Source organism: Promicromonospora panici (genome assembly GCF_900608595.1).
GTDB lineage: Bacteria > Actinomycetota > Actinomycetes > Actinomycetales > Cellulomonadaceae > Promicromonospora > Promicromonospora panici.
The window spans coordinates 137,340-158,339 of the sequence record NZ_UWYY01000009.1 but is presented as its reverse complement, the minus strand read 5'-3'; the positions used below and the strand labels follow the sequence as shown (position 1 = coordinate 158,339).

The window sequence follows — 21,000 nt, the reverse complement described above, 5'->3', positions numbered from 1 at the left end:
CGGGAGGAACCCCAACGTGAACACAAACCGTCTCGTCGGCGCTGCGGCGTCGGCGATCACCCTGACGCTCGCGCTCAGCGCCTGCGGTAACGCGGGCGGCGCCGCGACCGCCGAGGAGACCGGACCAGGCGAGGTCCGGGTCTGGCTCGTCGGCTCCGACACGCCCGTCGAGGCCCGCGACTACCTGAAGAAGACCTTCGAGGAGGAGAACCCCGGCAGCACTCTCGTCATCGAGGAGCAGGCCTGGGAGGGTCTGGTCGACAAGTACACGACGGCGCTGTCCGGCTCGGACGCCCCGGACGTGGTCGAGATCGGCAACACCCAGGCTGCCGCCTTCACCTCGGCGGGATACTTCCGCGAGATCACCGCCGACGAGTTCGAGACCCTGGGCGGCAGCGACCTGCTCCCCGGCTTCGTCGAGGCCGGCGACTGGGAGGGCAATCACTACGCCCTGCCGTACTACTCGGGCTCGCGCGTCGTTTTCTACTCCGAGCAGATCCTGGGCGACACCGAGGTGCCGACCACGCTGGACGAGTACGTCGAAACCGCCGTCGACCTGAAGACGGACGACCTGTCCGGGGTCTACTGGCCGGGCCAGGACTGGTACAACGCGCTGCCCTTCATCTGGGAGAACGGCGGCTTCGTCGCCGAGCAGGCCGAGGACGGCACCTGGGAGGCGGGCTTCTCCTCGGAGGGCGGCCTCGCCGGCCTGGAGCAGATCCAGACCATCATGACCAAGGGCAACAACGCCCCGGCCGACACCAACGAGGCCGACCTGCAGGTGCCGTTCTGCGAGGGCAAGGTCGCCTTCCTCTCGGCGCCGAGCTGGATCCAGTGGTCGATCAACGCGCCGGAGGAGCCCGAGGACCCCGAGGGCGTGCCGGGCTGCGCCTCCACCTACGGCAAGGACCTCCAGGGCTTCGCCCTGCCGGGCAAGGACGGCGGCGCCGCGCAGGTGTTCGCCGGCGGCTCGAACATCGCCATCGCACAGAAGTCGGCCCGTCCGGACCTCGCGATGAGCGCCTACGAGATCCTGCTCAGCGACGAGTACCAGTCGATCCTCGCCGGTGCTGGCCTCTTCCCGGCCAAGACCTCGCTGTTCGAGCAGGTCGACCAGGAGTCGTCGATCGGCAAGGCCGCCGCTGAGGCGGCCGCCAACGCCAAGCTCACGCCGGCCTCGCCGAAGTGGGCGGACGTCGAGTCCAAGATGCTGCTGCAGACCGCCTTCACGAAGATCGCCTCCGGCGAGGACGTCAAGACCGTCGCGGAGCAGCTCGACGCGGACATCGAGGAGATCCTCAACAGCTGACCGGATCAGCTTCCCGTCCCGCCCGGTGCAGCCCCAGAAACGCCCGGGCGGGACGGGACACCACTGCCCGCTCCGGGCGTGCCCCGCCCGACCCCCTGAGGAAGACGGACATGAGCCTTCTCGCGGACCTTCCCGCGCCTACGGCGCCACCGCGCCAAGAGATCCGGCAGCCGAGCCGGAAACCGTTCCTGCCGTGGCTCCTGCTCTCGGCCACGATGGTCATCCTCGGCGTACTGACCGGCTATCCCGTGCTCCGGCTGGTCGTCATGTCGTTCCAGGAGTACGAGCGTGCCCAGCTCATGGGTCTGCCCGCCGAGTGGGTCGGCTTCGACAACTACGCGACGGTGCTGACCGACGTCGAGGGCTTCTGGGCCGTCCTGGGGCGCAGCTTCGCGCTCATGGTCGTCCTCGTGGTCACGACGATGGTGCTCGGCATGCTCGTCGCTCTGCTCATGATCCGGATCGGCAAGGGCATGCGGCTCCTGGTGTCGGTGGGCCTGCTGCTGGCCTGGGCCATGCCCTCGCTGGCCGCGACCACCGTGTGGGGCTGGGTCTTCGACACGCAGTACGGCGTCGTGAACAACGTGCTCACCGCGATCACGGGCGACCGGTGGTTCGGCAATTCCTGGCTGCTCAACCCGTGGTCGTTCTTCCTGATCCTGACCTGCATCATCGTGTGGGGCGCCGTGCCGTTCGTCGCGTTCACGCTGTACGCGGGCCTCACGCAGATCCCCGAGGAGGTGATGGAGGCCGCGCAGCTCGACGGCGCGAGCGCCTTCCAGCGCTTCCGGCTCATCCAGGTGCCGTACGTGCGCAGCATCATCACGGTGCTCGTGATCCTGTCGATGATCTGGGACCTGAAGGTGTTCACGCAGGTGTTCGTGCTGCAGGACATCGGCGGCGACCGGGAGCTGACCAACACCATCGGCGTCTACATCTACCAGACGGGTATGGCCCAGGGGCACTACGGCCTGGCGAGCGCGATCGGCGTCATCTTCGTGGTCGTCATGCTGGCCATCTCGTACCCCTATGTGCGGCGCACGCTGCGGGAGGAGGAGCTGTGATCAAGATCCGCAGGCGCCTCGCCGACACCGGGTTCGGCGTCCTGGCCCTGATCGTCTTCGCCTTCTCGGCGTTCCCGGTGTACTGGATGGTCAGCACGTCGTTCCTGCCGAACAGCCGGATCCGCGGCGAGGACCTGGCGTTCTTCCCGACGCCGGACCTGTTCACGCTGGACAACTATCGCGCGGCGATGTTCGGCGAGGCGCGGGCACCGTTCCCGCCGGCCGTGCTGAACTCGATAGGTGTCACGTTCCTGACGCTGGTGATCGCCCTGGTCGTGGGCTTCGTCGCGTCGCTGGCTCTCACCAGGTTCCAGTTCAAGGGCCGCCGGACTTTCATCGTGCTGATCCTCGTTGTCCAGATGATCCCCGGAGAGGCGATGATCGTCTCGATGTTCCGGATCATCGACGGCTGGCAGCTGCTCAACACGATCATCGGCCTGACGCTCGTGTACACGGCCGGTGTGCTGCCGTTCACCATCTGGACGCTGCGCGGATTCGTGAACGGTGTACCCAAGGAGCTGGAGGAGGCGGCGATGATCGACGGCTGTTCCCGGGCCGGCGCGTTCTGGCGGGTCACGTTCCCGCTGCTCGCCCCGGGCCTGGTGGCCACCGGTGTGTTCGCCTTCATCCAGGCGTGGAACGAGTTCGTCACGGCGCTGGTGATCATGCAGCGGCCCGAGGCCATGACGCTGCCGCTCTGGCTGCGGACGTTCCTGCAGGCCACACAGGCCACGAACTGGGGAGCGGTCATGGCGGCGTCGGTACTCATCGCGATTCCCGCGGTGGTCTTCTTCCTGATCGTGCAGGGCCGGATGACCGGTGGTCTGGTGTCCGGCGCGGTGAAGGGCTGATGGGCGGCAGGTCCACAACAGGCAAGTCCAGCAGGGGCGGGCCCAGCAAGCGAAAGGTCGGGATGGGACAGGTCGGCAAGGGGAAGGCTCGCGCCCGGACGGGGTCCGGGCGCGAGTCCGCGTACACGGTCGGTCTCGACATCGGCGGCACCAAGATCCTCGGCGCACTCCTGGATCCGGAGGGCGACGTGGTCTCCACCGTGCGCCGGTCCACGGTGCACGGCGCCGACGGGCTGATCGCGGGCGCGACGCAGGCGGTGCGCGACGTCGCCGCGTCGGGCGGGGTGGAGATCTCGCGCCTGGCGGGCGTCGGGCTGGGTATCCCCGGCATCGTCGACCACCGGTCCGGCACGGTGAAGCACGCGGTCAATCTGGGTGTGCACGACGACGAGCTCGCACTCGCCGACCTGCTGTCCGCCGAGCTGGGCGGCGTGCCCGTGGTGGTCGAGAACGACCTCAACGTGGCCGCCGTCGGCGCGGCGCACGTCCTGGAGCGGTCGGCCGAGCAGGACGGCGTCGAACAGGACGGCGGGGCGCGCGACCACGAGGACCTCGCGTTCCTCGCGCTCGGCACGGGCCTCGCGTCCGGGCTGGTGCTCGACGGGCAGCTGCGGCGCGGCGCGAGCGGTGCGGCGGGCGAGATCGGGCACATCCCCGTGGACCCGCTCGGGCCGGAGTGCCCGTGCGGGCAGCGCGGCTGCCTGGAGCGGTTCGCGTCGGGCAAGGCGCTGGAGGCGGCGTGGCCGTCGCGGCACGGCAAGCCGTCGCCGGTCGAGCTCTTCGATGCGGCGCGCGCGGGCGACGAGGAGGCGATAGTGGTCAAGGACAGGTTCGCGTCCGCCACGGCCGCGGCCGTTCGGCTGCTGGTGCTGACCACCGACGTGCGCCACGTAGTGCTCGGCGGAGGTGTGGCCCAGCTCGGCACAGAGCTGCTCGACGCGGTGCAGGACGCGCTGCGCGAGCAGGCCAAGGTGTCGCCGTTCCTGGGTTCGCTCAAGCTGGCGGAGCGAGTCCGGCTCGCGCCGACCGATGTTCCGGTCGCGGCGGTCGGCGCCGCTGTCCTCGGGAGGAGAAGCTGATGGAGGTCGTGATCGCGCCCCCGGGCGAGCTCGCGCGGCTGGCGGCGGACGCCGTCGAGGGGCTGGTACGCGCCAACCCGGAGGCGGTGCTGGGGCTGGCCACCGGGTCGTCGCCGCTCGCGGTGTACGACGAGCTCGTGCGCCGGCACAAGGAGGGCCTCTCGTTCGCGCGGGTCCGGGCGTTCATGCTGGACGAGTACGTGGGCCTGCCCGCGGACCACCCGGAGCGGTACCGCAACGTCATCAACAAGGAGTTCGCGTCCCGCGTCGACCTCGCGCCTGGCGCGGTGCAGGGCCCGGACGGCCTCGCCGCCGACCTCCCGGCGGCCTGCGCCGCGTACGAGAAGGCCATCGCGGACGCCGGCGGCGTCGACCTGCAGATCCTCGGTATCGGCACCGACGGGCACATCGCGTTCAACGAGCCGGGCTCGTCGCTGGCGTCCCGCACCCGGATCAAGACCCTGACGAAGCAGACCCGTGAGGACAACGCGCGGTTCTTCGGTGGTTCGGTCGACGACGTGCCCCGGCACTGCCTCACCCAGGGCCTGGCCACGATCATGTCGGCGCGGCACCTGGTGCTGCTGGCCTCCGGGCGCACCAAGGCCGAGGCGGTGCACCAGCTCGTGGAGGGCCCCGTCTCGGCGATGTGGCCCGCCACCATCATGCAGCTGCACCCCCACGCGACGGTGCTGGTCGACGACGCGGCGGCGTCCCGCCTGCAGCTCGCCGACTACTACCGGCAGACCTACGCCGAGAAGCCGGACTGGCAGGGTCTCTGACCCGTCAGAGGTAGTTGCCCGCGACGGGCGCCGGCTTCCACCGGCCCGACGTCGCCACGTCGGTGACCCGGGCGGTGCTCAGCCCGTCTGGGCCGTGCTCCAGGATCGAGCGCCGGGCGACCTCGCGCAGGTCCGCACCGGTGGCGCCGTCCAGGTAGGAGGCGACCAGACCGACGTCGACGGGGGACCGGGGCGGCAGGAAGAGCCGCAGGATCTCCGTGCGTCCCGCCAGGTCCGGCGGCGGTACCTCGATGATCGTGTCGAAGCGCCCGGGGCGCTTGACCGCCGGGTCGAGCGCCTCCGGGTCGTTCGTGGTGGCCAGGGTGAGCACGTCGTCGGAGCTGCGGGTGCCGTCCAGGGCGTCGAGGAACTCGGCGAACGACGTGTCCCCGCGCGAGCCCTTGGACGCCACCGAGTCGATCTCCTCCAGGACCACGAGGCACGGGCCCAGGCCGCGGATCTCCTCGTACAGCTCGGTCATCCAGGTGCGCAGCACCTCGGCGGTGACGAGCACCACGGTGAGCGGCCCGGCGAGCTCGGTGGCGATCACGCGTGTGAGCTTCGTCTTGCCGACACCCGGCTTTCCCGCCAGCAGCAGCCCGCGCGACGTCGTGTGGCCCAGGGCCCGCAGGGCGTCCCGGCGCGTGGTCACGCTGGAGCAGAACAGGTCGACCTCGCGCCACAGCTCGGCGGGCAGCACCACGTCGTCGCGCACCTGGACAGTGTGCTTGACCGGCGTCAGCTCGACGGCGCCGGTCGACGCCCGCGCCGACAGGACTCCGCCGCGGTAGGGGTGCTCGTCCTCCAGCGTGCGGGTCAGGTCCGCGAGGACCCGCTCGGCGAGCGCGAGGCCGCCCGGCGGCGTGAAGGCCGTGACCGTGGGCGTCCCGTACCGGTAGGCCACCTCGACGGCGACCGGCGTCTTGTATGCGGACCTAGCCGGGAAGAGGACCGTGGCAACGGCCGGCACGCTCACGGACGTGCCGTTGCCCAGGTCGAGGGCCGCTCGCTGCGGGGCACCGCCCGGGCCGAACACGGCGACGTCGTCCTGGTGCCGCTCCACCCAGCGCTGGAGGGCGTAGCCGTGCAGGCGCTGCAGCGTGCGCGACATGTCGCGCGAGACGTTGACGAGCGCGCTCTCCTCGACGTCCCACTGGCGGCTCAGCCACTCGCTCGACGAGCGCGGGTCCCTCGGACGTTCGGGGATGGGGCGGCCGAGCATGGCGGCCACGGCTGCCACGGCGCGCCGCGCGGCCTCGTCGTTGTCGCCGAAGTCGGGCCAGACAGGATCGTGCAGGCCGCTGGGCAGCCCATCGGTCAGGTCGGCGGAAAGAGTGGTGGACAAGGTCTCGGCGAGGTCGGCAGGGGAGACGGTGCCGTCGTCGGGCAGAGTGAGGCTCCTCTCAGGGCGGGGATGTGACATGCAGACAGTTATAGCCGTGGTCACCGACACCGACGCAAGGCTTTCCGCGGCCGGATCGTCCCGCCGCACCCCTGGGACGTCCCGCGAACAGGCCCGGACCTGCTCCGGAGCGCGTGCCGCTGGAGAGGGTGTCGGTGGTCCCGCGTAGACTTCTCGGCATGACCGAACCACTCTCCAACCCGCAGGACGACCCGCGCACGCAGGGCGGTACGAGCGTCCTCGAGCGCGAGGAGACCCGGGAGGAGACCCAGCCCGGGGACCATGAGCGCTTCGCGCACTATGTGCGCAAGGAGAAGATCATGCAGTCCGCCATGAGCGGCAAGCCCGTGATCGCGCTCTGCGGCAAGGTCTGGGTCCCCGGCCGGGACCCGGGCAAGTTCCCGGTGTGTCCCAAGTGCAAAGAGATCTACGACGGTCTCCGTGACCCGCAGGACGGCGGCGAGGGCGACTCCTCCAAGTGACGAGCCAGCCGCAGCAGCTGCCCCACACACCGTCGTCTGCGGCCGCATCGTCGCTTAGCCCTGCCTTTCCACGTCGTGCCCCCTGGGGCACGGCGTCGAGTCTGCGCGCCTGGCAGGCGGAGGCCCTGGAGCAGTACCGCGAGAGGAACCCGCGGGACTTCCTGGCCGTCGCCACCCCTGGCGCGGGCAAGACGACGTTCGCGCTCCGCATCGCCACCGAGCTCCTCGAACAGGGCATCGTCCGGCGCGTCACGGTCGTGGCGCCCACCGAGCATCTGAAGACCCAGTGGGCCGACGCCGCCGCCCGTGTCGGCATCCGTATCGACCCGCACTTCAAGAACTCGCAGGGCCGGCACGGCTCGCACTACGACGGCGTCGCCCTGACCTACGCGCAGGTGGCGGCCAAGCCGGCGCTGCACCGCGCCCGGACGGAGGCCGCGCGCACCCTCGTGATCCTGGACGAGGTACACCACGGCGGTGACGCCCTGAGCTGGGGCGACGCCGTTCGTGAGGCCTTCGAGGTGGCCGAGCGCCGGCTTGCGCTCACCGGCACCCCGTTCCGCAGCGACACGTCCGCCATCCCGTTCGTCGAGTACGAGGCCGACGCCGAGGGCATCCGCCGCTCCAAGGCCGACTACACCTACGGCTACGGCGAGGCCCTGCGCGACCACGTCGTCCGGCCGGTCCTGTTCATGTCCTACGCGGGCGACATGCGCTGGCGCACCAAGATGGGCGACGAGGTCAGCGCCCGGCTCGGCGAGGCCATGACCAAGGACATGACCGGGCAGGCGTGGCGCACCGCCCTGGACCCGGAGGGCCAGTGGATCCCGTCGGTGCTCTCGGCGGCCGACAAACGTCTCACCGAGGTGCGCCGCACCGTGCCCGACGCCGGCGGCCTGGTCATCGCCACCGACCAGGACAACGCGCGCGCCTACGCCGCGCACCTGCAGGAGATCACGGGCAAGCGCCCCACCGTCGTCCTGTCCGACGACGAGGGCGCGTCCGGGCGCATCGAGGAGTTCGCGCAGAGCGAGGACCGCTGGATGGTCGCCGTGCGCATGGTGTCGGAGGGCGTGGACGTGCCACGCCTCGCCGTCGGCGTGTATGCCACGAGTGCCTCGACGCCGCTGTACTTCGCGCAGGCGATCGGCCGGTTCGTGCGTGCCCGTAAGCGCGGCGAGACGGCGTCGATCTTCCTGCCGAGCGTCGCGCCGCTGCTGAACCTGGCCAACTCCATGGAGCAGGAACGCGACCATGCGCTCGACCGGCCGCGCACGGCCGAGGAGCAGGGCATCGAGTACGACCCGGAGGCCGCGCTCATCGCGGAGGCCAACCGGGAGGAGAAGGCGTCGAGCGAGCTGCAGGGCTCGTTCCAGGCGCTGGAGGCCCAGGCGTCGTTCGACCGGGTCCTGTTCGACGGCGGCGAGTTCGGCACGAGCGCGGACCTCGGCTCCGCGGAGGAGCTCGACTTCCTCGGCCTGCCCGGGCTCCTGGAGCCCGACCAGGTGGCCACGCTGCTGCGGCAGCGCCAGGCAGACCACCTCAAGGCGCGCGGCGGCGCGCCGACCGCCCGCGAGGTGGAGAACGAGCGGTCCGAGCAGGAGCACCGCCGCGCGGCCGAGCTGCGCAAGGAGCTGTCCAAGCTCGTGTCGGCGTGGGCCAAACGCAGCGGGCAGCCGCACGGGATCATCCACACCGAGCTGCGCCGCAAGTGCGGTGGGCCCGAGGTACCGCTCGCGACCGCCGACCAGCTGACGGCGCGTGTCGCCCAGGTCCGGCGCTGGTTCGTCGGGCAGAAGTAGAGCATGAGGATCCGCATGTTGAGACAAGAGGCCGTCCCGGCCCTGTTCGCGCCGCCCGGGGCGGCTCTCTGGCCTACCGTGAGTGCATGACCGACGAGCTTCGGGGCATCGGCGCCCCGCTCACAGACTCGTGGCCTGTGTTCGACAACGGTGTCAATGAACCCCGGCCGCTTCCCGCAGCACCCCTGCCGGCGGTGCGCCCGTCGGTCGCGCTGCTGACCGACCGCTATGAGCTGACCATGCTCCAGGCGGCGCTCGCGGACGGTACGGCCCATCGGCACTGCGTGTTCGAGGTGTTCACGCGACGGCTCCCGGCCGGGCGCCGATACGGCGTGCTGGCAGGGACCGGCCGCGTTCTGGAAGCGCTGCCACACTTCGTCTTCGAGGACACCGAGCTGGCGTACCTCGAGGAGAACCGAGTGGTGGACCGCAGGACCCTCGACTACCTGGCGAACTACCGGTTCACCGGGACCATCCAGGGGTACGCCGAGGGTGAGGTGTTCTTCCCCGGCTCTCCGGTGCTGCAGGTGGAGGGCACCTTCGCCGAGTCCGTGCTGCTGGAGACCCTGGTCCTGTCGATCCTGAACTTCGACTCGGCGGTGGCGTCGGCGGCGTCGCGCATGACGAGCGCGGCCGGCGGGCGTCCCGTGCTGGAGATGGGCTCGCGCCGGGCGAACGAGCAGGCCTCGGTCGCGGCGGCCCGGGCGGCGGTGATCGGCGGCTTCGCCGGCACGTCGAACCTCGAGGCCGGTATGCGGTACGGCCTGGACACGATCGGCACCGCCGCACACGCGTTCACGCTGCTGCACGACTCGGAGCGGGACGCGTTCGCCTCGCAGGTCGCCTCGCTGGGCCCGGGCACCACCCTGCTCGTCGACACGTACGACGTGAAGCAGGGCGTGGCGACCGCCGTCGACGTGGCGGGGACCGGGCTGGGCGCCGTGCGCCTCGACTCCGGTGACCTCGGCGGTCTGGCGCAGGAGGTGCGCAAACAGCTCGACGAGCTCGGTGCGCGCGACACGAAGATCGTGGTCACCTCCGACCTCGACGAGTACGCGATAGCCGCCCTGGCCGCGGCGCCGGTCGACGTGTACGGCGTCGGCACGTCGGTGGTCACCGGGTCCGGCGCGCCGACGTGCGGCATGGTCTACAAGCTGGTGGCGCGCGCCGACGCGTCGGGCGTGCTGCAGCCGGTGGCCAAGGCCTCGGCGAACAAGGCCTCCCGGGGCGGGCGCAAGGCCGCCGCGCGGCGCTACGGCCGGGATGGCCACGCCGTCGAGGAGATCATGGTGACCGGGCCGGACGACGCGGTGGCCGAGTGGACGCCGCAGAGCGACGACCTGCGGCCGCTGCTCGCGCCGATGGTCGTCGACGGCGCCGTCGACTCGCGCTGGGTGGGTCCGTACGGGGTGGCGAACGCCGCCATCAACCACGGCATGGTGCGCGCGGAGCTGCCGCGCGGAGCACGCCGCCTGTCCGACGGTGACCCGGCGATCCCGACCGTGGACCTCCGGCTGGAGAGCCTGCTCGACTGAGCCTGGACCGACGTTCGGACCTGCATCGGGACCGACCTGTGAGCCACCTGTGACCGACGAAGGGTTGCAGGTCACAGCCCGGCGACAACTTCGCGAAAATCTTGGACAGGGGTGTCCAGTCGAGGGACGAAACCGCCTAGAGTGAGACCGTGACTTCTTCCCCACCGCCGCTGCTCATACCCATGGGGTCAGCCGGGACGGCCGTCGAGGAGGACACCGATGCGGACCTCGCCTCGGGGGTCGCCGACCCGTGGGTGACGATCGTGTGGAACGACCCGGTGAACCTGATGTCGTACGTGACGTACGTCTTCGAGAGCTACTTCGGGTACCCGCGCGTCAAGGCAGAACGGCTCATGACTCAGGTGCACAAGAACGGTCGCGCGGTGGTGTCCAGTGGTGGGCGCGAACGCATGGAGGTGGACGTGCAGGCGATGCACGGGTTCGGTTTGTGGGCGACGCTGCAGGAGTCGGGCGCGCGGGGAGCCGCATGACGCCGTTCCGCGCCATGCGGCGGGGTTACGAGGCCAGGTTCGAGCCCGTGGAGCGGATCGTCCTGGCCCGGGTGGCACGCGACGTCGCGGACATGCTCCGCGAGGAGGCGGGCCTCGACCTGTTCGACGACGGCGACGATCCAGGCCCCTCGACGCATCCCGGGCCGGGCAAGGGGCAGGCGTGGGCCAACGGCCTGCTGGCCCCGGACGAGCTGACGGACGCCGACCTCGCCCGGCTGACGGGAGTGACCGGTGTGGGACGCATCCCGACGGACCCCGCGGCGCGGCGGCTCCTGCCGGACGCGAGCAAGAACGACTCGGAGATGGCCGCCGAGTTCCGCCGGCTGACCCAGAACGACGTCGCCCAGGGCAAGGTGGACCGGCTCGAGGCGTTCGCCGCGCTGCTCGACCTGCCCACGGGGGACGACGCGCCGTCGCCGCTGGGCCGGCACGGGGCGCCGCCGCCGGTGCGGGTCCCGCGCGAGGACGCCGAGCAGTTCGCGGGGGCGCTCACCGACGTGCGGCTCGTGATCGCGGAGCGGCTCGGCCTGAAGTCAGACGACCAGGTCATGCAGCTCACCGACGAGATCATGTGGGACCGGCAGGCCGGTCGCGAGATCCCCGTGGCGACCGACGGCCGCGCGGCCCGGCGCTTCTGGTCCGGCGTGTTCGTCGCGGCGGGCTACGCCCAGGAGACGCTGATGGACGTGATGCTCGCGGAGCTCCGCGGACGCCGTCCCCCGGGCGCGGTCTGACGCTCAGAGCTCGTAGGTCTTGCCCTGTTCCGCGACCTCGACCGGCCCGGCGTACGAGCCGCGCGCCTCGGCCAGGGTGTCGGCCGGGTCGTTCCAGACCGGCAGGTGCGTGAGCAGCAGACGGCGGGCACCGGCGTCGGTCGCCACCTGACCCGCACGGTGGCCGGTCAGGTGGATGCCGCGCTCGACCACGTCGTCGCGTCCCTCGAGGAACGCGGCCTCGCTGAGTAGCAGGTCGACGTCGCGCGCGAGCTCGACGACGGAGGTGCAGGCGTCGGTGTCGCCCGTGTAGGCGAGCGTCGTCGTGCCGCCCGACGACGACGGGCCGGTGATCCGGACCCCGTACGTCTCGACCGGGTGGAACACCCGGTGCGGCTCGATCGTCAGCGGACCGACCTCGACGAGTTCGTGCTCGGCCCAGGACCGGAAGTCGAAGTCGTTCTCCATCGACTCGCCGTCGCTCAGCCCGTAGGACAGCGCGACGTGCCGCTCGGCGGTCGACGGGCCGTAGACGGGCAGCGGGGCGCCTCGGCCGCCGTCTCGCAGCGAACCGCGCTCGGGGTGGTAGCGCAGGTAGACGTACAGGCCCGCGAGGTCCGCGCAGTGGTCGGGGTGCAGGTGCGAGATGGACACGGCGTCGAGCGCCATCGGGTCCATGTGCCGCTGCAGGGCGCCGAACGCGCCGTTGCCGAGGTCGAGCACGACGTTCCAGTCCCGCGCCTCGTGGCCCGCGGCGGCCGACTCGGCGGCCGAGACGTGCACCAGGTACGAGGACGCAGGTGTGGCCGGGCCCGGGAACGACCCGGACACCCCGAAGGGGACCAGGCGCATCAGACGGCCTCCACGAGGGAGACCTCGGGGCCCAGGAACCGGCTGGCGAGCTGCCCGAACGGCGCCGGGTCGCCGGTGGTCAGGAAGCGGTGCACCGGTGCGCCGACGTCGGGCGTGCGCTCCAGGCCGTGCTCCACGAGGGTGCGGTACACGTCCTTCGCGGTCTCGTCGGCGCTGGACACCAGCGTCACCTCCTCGCCCATGACGTACGAGATGGCTCCGGCGAGCAGCGGGTAGTGCGTGCAGCCCAGCACCAGCGTGTCGACGCCGGCGGCCTTCACCGGGTCGAGGTACTCGTGCGCGAACTTCTGCACCTCGGGGCCCGATGTCTTGCCCTCTTCGACGAAGCGCACGAACTCCGGGCACGCCTGGCTCGTGATCGTCAGGCCCGGGGTGACGTGGAACGCGTCGTCGTATGCGCGCGACTGCACGGTGGTGCGCGTGCCGATGACGCCGATCCGGCCGGACCGCGTGGCGGTCACCGCGGCCCGGGCCGCGGGCAGGATGACCTCGACCACGGGGATGCCGTGCCGCAGCTCGTACCGCTCGCGGGCGTCGCGCATCATCGCGGACGACGCTGTGTTGCACGCGATGACCAGCATCTTCACGCCGTCGGCCACGAGCCGGTCCATGGCGTCCAGCGCCATGGCGCGGACGGCGGCGATGGGCTTGGGACCGTAGGGGCTGTTCACGGTGTCGCCGAGGTACCGGACCTGCTCGTTGGGGAGCTGGTCCAGGATGGCGCGCGCGACCGTGAGGCCGCCGAGGCCGGAGTCGAAGATCCCGATGGGCGCGTCGTTCACGGGTGAAGCCTAGCGATGACATGGTGTGGTCACCGTTGCTCGTGAGCCGTGCCACGCGTGACGCGTGACACGTTCCGGCAGGTCAGAACGGCCCCGGACAGGACCACCTACGCTTGGCGCATGACCTCCAGCACCGACACAGTCGCCCGCGCCGACGGGCGCGCCACCGATCAGCTCCGCCCCGTGAAGATCACCCGGGGATGGCTCGACGAGGCCGAGGGATCCGTGCTCGTGGAGTTCGGCCGCACGCGCGTGCTGTGCGTCGCGTCGTTCACCGAGGGCGTGCCGCGCTGGCGCAAGGGCTCCGGCGAGGGCTGGGTCACGGCCGAGTACGCGATGCTGCCGCGCGCCACCAACGAGCGCAGCCCGCGCGAGTCCGTGAAGGGCAAGATCGGCGGCCGCACGCACGAGATCTCGCGCCTGATCGGCCGGTCGCTGCGCGCCGTCGTCGACATGAGCGCGCTCGGCGAGAACTCGATCGTGCTGGACTGCGACGTGCTCCAGGCCGACGGCGGTACCCGCACCGCGGCGATCACCGGGGCGTACGTGGCCCTCGTCGACGCCATCGCGTGGGGGCGCCGGCACGGGCACATCAAGGGCGGCAAGCAGGTGCTGTCCGACTCCGTCGCCGCCGTCTCGGTCGGCATCATCGACGGGACCCCGATGCTCGACCTGCCCTACGTCGAGGACGTGCGCGCCGAGACCGACATGAACGTCGTGGTCACGGGCTCCGGCAAGTTCATCGAGGTGCAGGGCACCGCCGAGCACGCGCCGTTCGACCGCGCCGAGCTCGACTCGCTGCTCGACCTGGCGGTCGGCGGCACTGCCGAGCTCGCCAAGCTCCAGCAGGAAGCCCTCGCGAAGGAGCTCTGACCTCTAAACGCGCGCGGCCTCGACCTGCGCTGCGACGCTGTCCTCGCCCACGAACACGCTGCCGCCGCGGCGCACGGTGTCGTTGTAGCGGCGGAGCATGTCGGGCTTGTTGTCGCGGACGAGGGCGATCCAGACCGCCGGCGCGCCCGTGTCGGGGTCGTGCGCGGCGCTCCACTCGGCGATCTCGACCATGATCGGGATCAGTCCGAGGCCCCGCTCGGTGAGGTCGTAGCGCACGCGGCGCCGGTCTGCCGGGTCGGTGGACCGGCGCAGGATCCCGGCGTCCGTCAGCGAGTCGAGGCGGGCGGACAGCACGCTCGGTGAGATGGCCTCGTCGGACGCCAGGAACTCGTTGAACGTGTGCTTCCCGAAGTAGACGACGTCGCGCACCACGAGCAGGGACCACGGGTCGCCGAACGCCTCCAGCCCGAAGTTCACGGGGCAGGTGGACTTGCCGCTCGCGCGCTTCATGATGCCCTCCCGTCCTCGGATCCCGCTTTTCTGACCGACGTTCCCGGCCCGGAAAACTCGTTGCCGCCGGACCGATGATTCTCCGCGACCCGCTCCGTCAACTCTGCATGATCACTACGAAGATCGTAGTGAATTGACACAGGGTCCACAAGGACCCGGGACTCGAGGAGCTTCAGATGAGCGCGAACGAGACGCAGACGGCGTCGAACGGCGTGGCGAAGCTGCGCATGCAGGACCCCGAGGTGCGGACCTTCGCGCACCTCCTGGTGAACGTGAGCCTGGCATCGGTGGTCAACTTCACCGTCTGGTTCGCGGTCACGTTCTGGGTGTACCTGGAGACGACATCGGTCTTCGCGGCCGGCGTGATCTCTGGCATCTTCCTGGTCGCGATGGTCTCGACCGGCGTGTGGTTCGGGTCGCTGGTCGACCACCATCGGAAGAAGACGGTGATGCAGGCCTCGGCGGCCGTGTCGCTGGCCTTCTACCTCGCGGCGCTCGGGTTGTACGTGACCACGCCCGCGGCCGTGTGGACCGATCCGGCGAACTTCCAGCTGTGGGCGCTCGTGCTGCTCGTGATGGCCGGCGTCATGGCGGGCAACGTGCGGGGCATCGCGATGACCACCGTCGTCACCGCGCTGTTCGACGAGTCGCGCCGCGACCGGGCCAACGGCCTCGTCGGTACGACGTCGGGCATCTCCCACCTCGTGACGTCGGTGATCAGCGGGCTGCTGGTCGCGTCGAGCGGGATGCTGGGCGTGCTGGTCGTCGCCGTGGTGGTGCTGACCGCCGCCGTCGTGCACCTGCACCGCCTGCCGGTGCCGGAGTCGCTGGCCGAGGCCGCGGCGGCGGGTGAGCCCAAGAAGGTCGACCTGCGCGGGACTCTGCGTCTGGTGAGCCAGATCCCGGGGATGTGGGCGCTGATCGGCTTCACGCTGCTGAACAACCTGCTCGGCGGCGGCCTGATGGCGCTGGCCGACCCGTACGGGCTGTCGCTGATGTCCGTCCAGGCCTGGGGGTTCGCGTGGGGCGGGATCAGCGTGTTCATGATCCTGGGCGGGCTGGTCGTCGCCAAGCGCGGCGTCGGGCGCAACCCGCTGCGGACGCTGCTCGTGGTCAACCTGATCATGTGGGCGGCCACGTTCCTGCTGCCGATCCAGCACAGCGTCGTGCTGCTGGTGGCCGGGTTCGCGGTGTACCTGTTCGTCATGCCGTTCGCGGAGGCGTCCGAGCAGACGGTGCTGCAGAAGGTCGTGCCGTACGAGCGGCAGGGCCGGGTGCTCGGGTTCGCACACAGTGTCGAGATGGTGGCGGCGCCGCTGACGGCGTTCTTCATCAGCCCGCTCACCGAGTTCGTGTTCCAGCCGTTCATGACCGACGGCGCCGGCGCCGCCCTGATCGGCGGCTGGTTCGGCACCGGGCCTGCCCGGGGGATCGCGCTGGTGCTCATGCTGCTGGCGGTGCTCGGCCTGGTGCTGACGGCGGCGGCGCTGGCCAGCCGGCAGTACCGGACGATGAGCCGGCACTACCGGGACGGTGCGGGCGGCGCCGGTGCGGGCGACCGGGACGCTTCGGCGGACGACGGCCCGCGGGTGGCCGGCGAGGTGCCGGTGGCGGGCGCCGTCGTCGGGCAGCCGGAGCCGGCACTCGCATCCGTGTGAGGAGCAGCCAGGCGGGCGGCGGCTGGCATGATCGGGGCATGAACTCCCTGATCGTGCCGACCGCCGCCCGCATCGTTCTCGCGACGCACAACGCCAAGAAGGTCGGCGAGCTGCGGGCCATCCTGGCGGCGTCGGGCCTCGACCTGTCCGACGGCGAGCTGGTCACCTCCGGCGAGGTCGGCGCGCCCGAGCCCGTTGAGGACGGCGTGACGTTCGCCGAGAACGCGCTCATCAAGGCCCGCGCGGTGTGCGCCGCCACCGGGCTGCCCGCCGTCGCCGACGACTCGGGCCTCGCCGTGGACGTGCTGGGCGGCGCGCCCGGGATCTTCTCGGCGCGCTGGGCCGGCAAGCACGGGGACGACCTCGCGAACCTCGAGCTGCTGCTCGGCCAGCTGGGTGACGTGCGCCCCGAACATCGTCAGGCAGGGTTCGTGTGCGCCGCCGCGCTGGTCACACCCGAAGGTCGCGAGGAGGTGCGCATCGGCGAGATGCGGGGAGTGCTGGAGACGGCGCCGCGCGGCACCAACGGGTTCGGCTACGACCCGATCCTGGTCCCGGACGAGGCGGCGCCCGGCGTGGCCGACGCGGGCGCGGGCGTGGGCATGGGCGTGGGCGCGGCCGACGGAGCGGGCGACGGCGCGGGTGCCTCCGGCCGCCGTCGGACCGCCGCGGAGCTGGACCCGGACGAGAAGAACGCGATTTCGCACCGCGGCAAGGCGTTCCGCGCGCTGGCGCCGGCAATACTCGAGGTGCTGGGCTCCGGCTCGCGCTGAGCCTCTGGTCTCGGTCCGTGCAACGGATCGATCTCGCTGACTTCGGTCCGTTGGTACGAGATCGGTCAATCAACCGACCGATCTCATACCATCCGACCGATCTCGCTGACTTCGGTCGGTTACAGCCCTGCTCTTGAGGCCGGCGCCGTGGCGGCCTCGGTCAGCCGTCCGTCCCGCTCCGCGCCGTCTGACCGCGGCGCATGGCCGTCACCAGAGTGCGCCAGCCGAGCAAGGTGATCGCCAGGAAGAGAGCCGTGACCAGCGCGAACGACCAGGCCAGCCCCTGGCCGGAGACGCCGCGCAGCGCCAGGCCGCCGACCACGGTGACGAACCAGATCAGCACGCCGGTGGGCCAGATCCGGGCCGGGTCCTGCCAGGCACGGGTCACGGCCCAGCCGATCACGCCTGCCAGCGCGAACGGCCACACCACACGACCGAACGCGGCGGCGAACGACCCGTCGTGCGACGCGATGCCGATCAGGGTGAAGGCGAGGACGGCGACGGCGTCGGCCACTGCGGCGGGCCAGACGGGCGCGGTGCGCGAGGTCGGGGTGGTGGTGCTCACGGGTCGAGGGTAGCTCGCGGGCCGTCGGGGACTCTCGCTGCGAGATATCGGCCAGAAAACTGCGCATTGCGGAGAAGATTTACATAGCGGACATATAGCGCGTTGCTTCTTGAATCATCCAGGTTCCAGGATCCTCCCGGCCCACCGTCCCGGTGGGTCTTGTGATCAAGGAGGCAGCATGCAAAGCAACCTCTCCCGCACCATCCTCGCGGGTCTGGCGGCTCTGGCGCTGGGCGGCACCGTCGCCGTCGCGTCCGTCGCACCCGCGACGGCCCAGCCGAGCGAGGCAGTCGGCAACGTCGCGGTGCACGCCGCGGCGACCACCCGGGCGGCTCACGACAAGGTAGTCGAGTACTGGACCCCGCAGCGGATGCGCAACGCCGTCCCCGCCGACGTCCTGGTGGCGGGCAAGGACAAGTCCTCGGCGGGCGGCAGCGTGACCGCCGGCCAGCCGACGGTGGTCCCGCAGGCGAAGGCCAAGCCCACCGCGGCCGCCGACTTCACGGGTGGCTACTACTCCGGCGGTGGCGACGTCCGCGACACCACGGGCAAGGTGTTCTTCACGCTCAGCGGCACGAACTACGTCTGCTCGGGCAGCGCCGTGAGCTCCGGCAACAAGGACGTCGTGCTCACAGCAGGTCACTGCCTCAACGAGGGACCGGGCGCCTACGCGACGAACTTCGCGTTCGTGCCGGCGTACGACGACGGCGCCCGCCCCTACGGCACCTTCACCGCTCGGCAGCTCACCACCACGACCCAGTGGCAAAACAGCGGCGACTTCGACTACGACGTCGCGTTCGCCGTCATGAACACACTGAACGGGGCGCACCTGACCGACGTCGTCGGCGGGCAGGCGATCGGGTTCAACCAGGCCCGCGGCCAGTACATGTACTCGTTCGGCTACCCGGCGGCCAACCCGTACGACGGCTCGGACATCGCCTGGTGCCACGGCACGGTCGTGCAGGACACGTTCGGCGGCAGCGCGGACCAGGGCCTGAACTGCAACATGACCGGCGGCTCGTCGGGCGGCCCGTGGTTCGTGAACTACAACGAGACCACCGGTCTGGGCACGCTCAACTCGGTGAACTCCTTCAAGTACCGGGCGGGCAGCCTGCGGAACTACATGTTCGGCCCGTACCTGGGCACCGTGGCCCAGTCGCTGTACAGCTCGGCGTCGAACCTCTGACGCCCTGAACCCAGGTTGCCGAGGTAGAACCCTGGCGAGGTAGGACTCTGGCGAGGTAGGACCAGGGCGAAGTAGAGCTGTGGCTGCGCTGAGGTTCTACCTCGCCGAAGTCCTACCTCGCCCTGGTTCTACCTCGCCCTGGTTCTACCTCGCCCTGGTTCTACCTCGGCAGGGCCGGGAGGAGGGCCAGGTAGTCGGCGAATGCCTCGTTCACCTCGGCGTGGTCCAGCCCGAACCGGTCCAGGCTGTATCGGTGCGGCGCCCGCGTCTTCGGCGTCTCGCGCGCGGCCGCCAGGTTCGCGTCGTCGGTGGCGCCCCACCGCGCGTCCAGCCGCGTGAAGAGCTCCGGCAGCGCCGTCCCCGGATCGCCGGTGAGCCGGTCGTACGGCAGGTCGAGCACGACGTCGGGACCCAGCTCGGCGCGCTGAGCCACCGCGCCGGACACGCCGCGCGACATGATCGACACCCAGTCGCGGCCGATCTGGGCGAGGTCCACGGCGTCCTCGTGCCGGTGCAGCCGCTGGGAGGCCTCGGCGAGGGAGCACAGCGAGGCCAGCGCGACCTCCGGGGCCCGGTGGGTCCACACGAACTTGGCGTCGGGGAACACGTCGCGGATCTCGGCCATGTGAAAGAGGTTCGCGGGGTGCTTGAGCACCCAGCGCCGGGCGGGACGGCCGTAGGACAGGACCTGGAGCGTGTCGCGCAGGAACCGGTAGTCCGTCCGGTGGTCGAAGGTCCGCAGGCGTTCGAGATACTCCGGCATGGGCACGGCCGAGGCATGCAGCTCCGAGTGGGCCCGGATGAACGTGTCCTCCTCCTCGGCCTCCGCGTAGAGCGGGTGGATGGTGTCCCAGGTGGGGCTGAGCCTGGACACCATGGCGTACTTCTTCCGGGTGCGCCGGATCAGCGCGGCCTCCGTGTCGTCGTCGACGGCGAGGCCCAGGTGGGTCATCTCCCAGAGCTTCGGCCCGCGGTGCTCCGGTGACCTGGACAGGATGTTGTAGGTGAGGGTGGTGCCCGTCCGGGGCATGCCGACCACGAACACGGGGGCGTCCACCGGCTCGTCCGCGATGCCGGGGTGCCGGGCACGGAGGTCGCCCACCACCACGTGGTTCCGGACCCGGCTCTCGACCAGGCCCTGTCCCGCCATCCAGCCGAGCGGGCTCAGGCCCGGGAACCTGGCGAAGGCCCGCAGGGCCAGCCGGAGGTGGTCCAGGTCGGCCGCGTACTCGGCCCGCAGCGGCATGCGGCCGCGCGAGGCGCGCGCGACGATCCTGTCGAAGACGGCGTCGGGGTCCCTGCGAGTGCGGGTCCCGGGAGCCAGGAACAGGTTGGTCAGGCGAAGGGCAGGCGTGGTCTGGGACACGTATCTCCAGGGGGTGTGGGCGCGGGTGTGCAGGGTAGCTGCGCATATCGTCCCTGAGGGGACAATTCGCCGTAAAGGAAACAAGCCCGCCCGCCGGACGGCGCCAGGAGGCGCGGCAGAGGGGTCAGACGCCCAGCCGACGCCGCAGCTCGCGGGCCTGCCGACGGGAGACCTCGACCTGGCTGCGCTGCCGGTCGTTCATGACCAGCACGAGCGCACCCTTGAAGTCCGGTACCAGCTCGCGCACATGGTCCAGGTTCACCAGGTAGGAACGATGGGACCGGAAGAAGTGCCCGCGCAGGCGCCGCTCCAGCTCGTTCAGGGAGAACGTGACCAGCAGCCGCTCGTCGGCCAGCTTGAGGTAGGAGTAGCCGCGCGCGGCGCTGGCGTACACGATCACCGACTGGTCCACGAGCACCGTGCGGCCGTCGCGCTGCACCGGCACCCGGGCGAGCGGCTCCGGCTGCGCCGGCTCGTCACCGCGCCGTCCGGCAGCCCCGCCGTTCGACGCTCCGCCCGCCCCCGCACCACCGGCGGCCCCCGCCTGCGCATCGTCGGACCCGGCATGCTCGAGCGCCCGCTCCAGCGCACGCCGCAGGCGTTCGGCGTCGAACGGCTTGACCAGGTAGTCGGCGGCGGCGAGGTCGAAGGCCTCGACCGCGTGGTCCGGGTACGCAGTGGTGAAGATGACCTTGGGCGGGTACGGCAGATCGCGCAGCGCGGCCGCCACCTCGAGGCCGCTGCCCCCGGGCATGCGGATGTCGAGCAGCACCAGGTCGTAGGGGAGGGACCGCAGGAGGAGGAGGGCCTCCTCGCCGTTCGCGGCCTCGCCGACCACCTGGACCTGCCCGAGCTCCTCCAGCAGATAGCGCAGCTCGGCGCGGGCCGGGGCCTCATCATCGACGATCAGGGCGCGGGGGCGCAT

21 protein-coding genes are annotated in these 21,000 nt (G+C 71.1%); 14 read left to right on the top strand and 7 right to left on the bottom strand.

Annotated features, from left to right (window positions below):
* Positions 1–16 precede the first annotated feature (16 nt).
* From EW117_RS12285 to nagB, 5 genes are all read left to right on the top strand, one after another.
* A complete protein-coding gene (locus EW117_RS12285) occupies positions 17–1,309 on the top strand; it encodes an extracellular solute-binding protein (protein WP_129786997.1) in 1,293 nt (430 codons plus the stop codon).
* A 110-nt stretch (positions 1,310–1,419) separates the two neighbouring features.
* Entirely contained in the window at positions 1,420–2,373 is a 954-nt protein-coding gene (locus tag EW117_RS12280; protein ID WP_242504252.1) for a carbohydrate ABC transporter permease, read from the top strand.
* Positions 2,370–3,224: a carbohydrate ABC transporter permease gene (locus EW117_RS12275; protein WP_129786996.1), complete on the top strand. Its 855-nt coding sequence runs from the start codon at positions 2,370–2,372 to the stop codon at positions 3,222–3,224. Before EW117_RS12280 ends, EW117_RS12275 begins: the two co-directional genes overlap by 4 nt.
* Before the next feature lie 62 nt (positions 3,225–3,286).
* Positions 3,287–4,303 (top strand): ROK family protein, encoded by a 1,017-nt coding sequence (locus tag EW117_RS12270; RefSeq protein WP_129786995.1) that lies wholly within the window; start codon positions 3,287–3,289, stop codon positions 4,301–4,303.
* Complete coding sequence (gene nagB, locus EW117_RS12265; protein ID WP_129786994.1) at positions 4,303–5,082, top strand: glucosamine-6-phosphate deaminase; 780 nt, start codon at positions 4,303–4,305, stop codon at positions 5,080–5,082. The genes EW117_RS12270 and nagB overlap by 1 nt, the downstream gene beginning before the upstream one ends.
* A 4-nt stretch (positions 5,083–5,086) precedes the next feature.
* On the opposite strand, the gene EW117_RS12260 is transcribed toward nagB, so the two are convergent.
* On the bottom strand, positions 5,087–6,505 hold the full coding sequence (locus tag EW117_RS12260; RefSeq protein ID WP_129786993.1) for an AAA family ATPase: 1,419 nt from the start codon (positions 6,503–6,505) through the stop codon (positions 5,087–5,089).
* 158 nt (positions 6,506–6,663) lie between these two features.
* Here EW117_RS12260 and EW117_RS12255 point away from each other — a divergent pair, with 158 nt between their 5' ends.
* The 5 genes from EW117_RS12255 to EW117_RS12235 all read left to right on the top strand — a co-directional run bounded on the left by EW117_RS12255 (position 6,664) and on the right by EW117_RS12235 (position 11,549).
* Positions 6,664–6,966 carry a DUF3039 domain-containing protein gene (locus EW117_RS12255; RefSeq protein WP_129786992.1) on the top strand — a complete coding sequence of 101 codons (303 nt, stop codon included), beginning with the start codon at positions 6,664–6,666 and terminating at the stop codon, positions 6,964–6,966.
* Positions 6,963–8,768 (top strand): DEAD/DEAH box helicase, encoded by a 1,806-nt coding sequence (locus tag EW117_RS12250; protein ID WP_129786991.1) that lies wholly within the window; start codon positions 6,963–6,965, stop codon positions 8,766–8,768. The genes EW117_RS12255 and EW117_RS12250 overlap by 4 nt, the downstream gene beginning before the upstream one ends.
* An 86-nt stretch (positions 8,769–8,854) precedes the next feature.
* On the top strand, positions 8,855–10,303 hold the full coding sequence (locus tag EW117_RS12245) for a nicotinate phosphoribosyltransferase (protein WP_129786990.1): 1,449 nt from the start codon (positions 8,855–8,857) through the stop codon (positions 10,301–10,303).
* A 182-nt stretch (positions 10,304–10,485) separates the two neighbouring features.
* Positions 10,486–10,794, top strand: a complete 309-nt coding sequence (gene clpS, locus EW117_RS12240) for an ATP-dependent Clp protease adapter ClpS (RefSeq protein WP_129787088.1) — start codon at positions 10,486–10,488, stop codon at positions 10,792–10,794.
* Complete coding sequence (locus tag EW117_RS12235; RefSeq protein ID WP_129786989.1) at positions 10,791–11,549, top strand: DUF2017 family protein; 759 nt, start codon at positions 10,791–10,793, stop codon at positions 11,547–11,549. Before clpS ends, EW117_RS12235 begins: the two co-directional genes overlap by 4 nt.
* Positions 11,550–11,552: 3 nt before the next feature.
* On the opposite strand, the gene EW117_RS12230 is transcribed toward EW117_RS12235, so the two are convergent.
* Together EW117_RS12230 and murI are read right to left on the bottom strand one after the other, a co-directional pair.
* On the bottom strand, positions 11,553–12,380 hold the full coding sequence (locus EW117_RS12230; protein WP_129786988.1) for an MBL fold metallo-hydrolase: 828 nt from the start codon (positions 12,378–12,380) through the stop codon (positions 11,553–11,555).
* Entirely contained in the window at positions 12,380–13,183 is an 804-nt protein-coding gene (gene murI, locus EW117_RS12225; protein WP_129786987.1) for a glutamate racemase, read from the bottom strand. The genes EW117_RS12230 and murI overlap by 1 nt, the downstream gene beginning before the upstream one ends.
* A gap of 120 nt (positions 13,184–13,303) precedes the next feature.
* On the opposite strand from murI, the gene rph reads away from it, so the two are divergent.
* Positions 13,304–14,056, top strand: a complete 753-nt coding sequence (rph, locus tag EW117_RS12220) for a ribonuclease PH (protein WP_129786986.1) — start codon at positions 13,304–13,306, stop codon at positions 14,054–14,056.
* Positions 14,057–14,059: 3 nt separating this feature from the next.
* Here rph and EW117_RS12215 read toward each other — a convergent pair whose 3' ends face one another.
* Positions 14,060–14,527: a winged helix-turn-helix transcriptional regulator gene (locus EW117_RS12215; RefSeq protein ID WP_129786985.1), complete on the bottom strand. Its 468-nt coding sequence runs from the start codon at positions 14,525–14,527 to the stop codon at positions 14,060–14,062.
* A 176-nt stretch (positions 14,528–14,703) separates the two neighbouring features.
* Here EW117_RS12215 and EW117_RS12210 point away from each other — a divergent pair, with 176 nt between their 5' ends.
* Together EW117_RS12210 and EW117_RS12205 are read left to right on the top strand one after the other, a co-directional pair.
* Positions 14,704–16,185 carry an MFS transporter gene (locus EW117_RS12210; protein WP_129786984.1) on the top strand — a complete coding sequence of 494 codons (1,482 nt, stop codon included), beginning with the start codon at positions 14,704–14,706 and terminating at the stop codon, positions 16,183–16,185.
* 38 nt (positions 16,186–16,223) lie between these two features.
* Positions 16,224–16,958 (top strand): non-canonical purine NTP pyrophosphatase, encoded by a 735-nt coding sequence (locus EW117_RS12205; protein ID WP_129786983.1) that lies wholly within the window; start codon positions 16,224–16,226, stop codon positions 16,956–16,958.
* Between the two features lie 160 nt (positions 16,959–17,118).
* Here the strand turns inward: EW117_RS12205 and EW117_RS12200 are convergent, their stop codons facing one another.
* Complete coding sequence (locus EW117_RS12200) at positions 17,119–17,523, bottom strand: DUF3054 domain-containing protein (protein WP_242504251.1); 405 nt, start codon at positions 17,521–17,523, stop codon at positions 17,119–17,121.
* Positions 17,524–17,701: 178 nt separating this feature from the next.
* On the opposite strand from EW117_RS12200, the gene EW117_RS12195 reads away from it, so the two are divergent.
* The gene (locus tag EW117_RS12195) at positions 17,702–18,709 is read left to right on the top strand and encodes a trypsin-like serine peptidase (protein ID WP_129786982.1); all 1,008 of its coding nucleotides are present in this window, start codon (positions 17,702–17,704) and stop codon (positions 18,707–18,709) included.
* Positions 18,710–18,869: 160 nt separating this feature from the next.
* Here the strand turns inward: EW117_RS12195 and EW117_RS12190 are convergent, their stop codons facing one another.
* Together EW117_RS12190 and EW117_RS12185 are read right to left on the bottom strand one after the other, a co-directional pair.
* Positions 18,870–20,075, bottom strand: a complete 1,206-nt coding sequence (locus tag EW117_RS12190) for a sulfotransferase family protein (RefSeq protein WP_129786981.1) — start codon at positions 20,073–20,075, stop codon at positions 18,870–18,872.
* A 124-nt stretch (positions 20,076–20,199) separates the two neighbouring features.
* A complete protein-coding gene (locus EW117_RS12185; protein ID WP_129786980.1) occupies positions 20,200–21,000 on the bottom strand; it encodes a LytR/AlgR family response regulator transcription factor in 801 nt (266 codons plus the stop codon).

Bases quoted from the DNA above. Each gene is read 5' to 3' on its own strand.
- EW117_RS12280 (WP_242504252.1), top strand. From the start codon at position 1,420: ATGAGCCTTCTCGCGGACCTTCCCGCGCCTACGGCGCCACCGCGCCAA.
- EW117_RS12270 (WP_129786995.1), top strand. From the start codon at position 3,287: ATGGGACAGGTCGGCAAGGGGAAGGCTCGCGCCCGGACGGGGTCCGGG.
- nagB (WP_129786994.1), top strand. From the start codon at position 4,303: ATGGAGGTCGTGATCGCGCCCCCGGGCGAGCTCGCGCGGCTGGCGGCG.
- EW117_RS12260 (WP_129786993.1), bottom strand. From the start codon at position 6,505: ATGTCACATCCCCGCCCTGAGAGGAGCCTCACTCTGCCCGACGACGGC.
- EW117_RS12255 (WP_129786992.1), top strand. From the start codon at position 6,664: ATGACCGAACCACTCTCCAACCCGCAGGACGACCCGCGCACGCAGGGC.
- EW117_RS12245 (WP_129786990.1), top strand. From the start codon at position 8,855: ATGACCGACGAGCTTCGGGGCATCGGCGCCCCGCTCACAGACTCGTGG.
- clpS (WP_129787088.1), top strand. From the start codon at position 10,486: ATGGGGTCAGCCGGGACGGCCGTCGAGGAGGACACCGATGCGGACCTC.
- EW117_RS12235 (WP_129786989.1), top strand. From the start codon at position 10,791: ATGACGCCGTTCCGCGCCATGCGGCGGGGTTACGAGGCCAGGTTCGAG.
- EW117_RS12230 (WP_129786988.1), bottom strand. From the start codon at position 12,380: ATGCGCCTGGTCCCCTTCGGGGTGTCCGGGTCGTTCCCGGGCCCGGCC.
- rph (WP_129786986.1), top strand. From the start codon at position 13,304: ATGACCTCCAGCACCGACACAGTCGCCCGCGCCGACGGGCGCGCCACC.
- EW117_RS12215 (WP_129786985.1), bottom strand. From the start codon at position 14,527: ATGAAGCGCGCGAGCGGCAAGTCCACCTGCCCCGTGAACTTCGGGCTG.
- EW117_RS12210 (WP_129786984.1), top strand. From the start codon at position 14,704: ATGAGCGCGAACGAGACGCAGACGGCGTCGAACGGCGTGGCGAAGCTG.
- EW117_RS12205 (WP_129786983.1), top strand. From the start codon at position 16,224: ATGAACTCCCTGATCGTGCCGACCGCCGCCCGCATCGTTCTCGCGACG.
- EW117_RS12195 (WP_129786982.1), top strand. From the start codon at position 17,702: ATGCAAAGCAACCTCTCCCGCACCATCCTCGCGGGTCTGGCGGCTCTG.
- EW117_RS12185 (WP_129786980.1), bottom strand. From the start codon at position 21,000: ATGCGCCCCCGCGCCCTGATCGTCGATGATGAGGCCCCGGCCCGCGCC.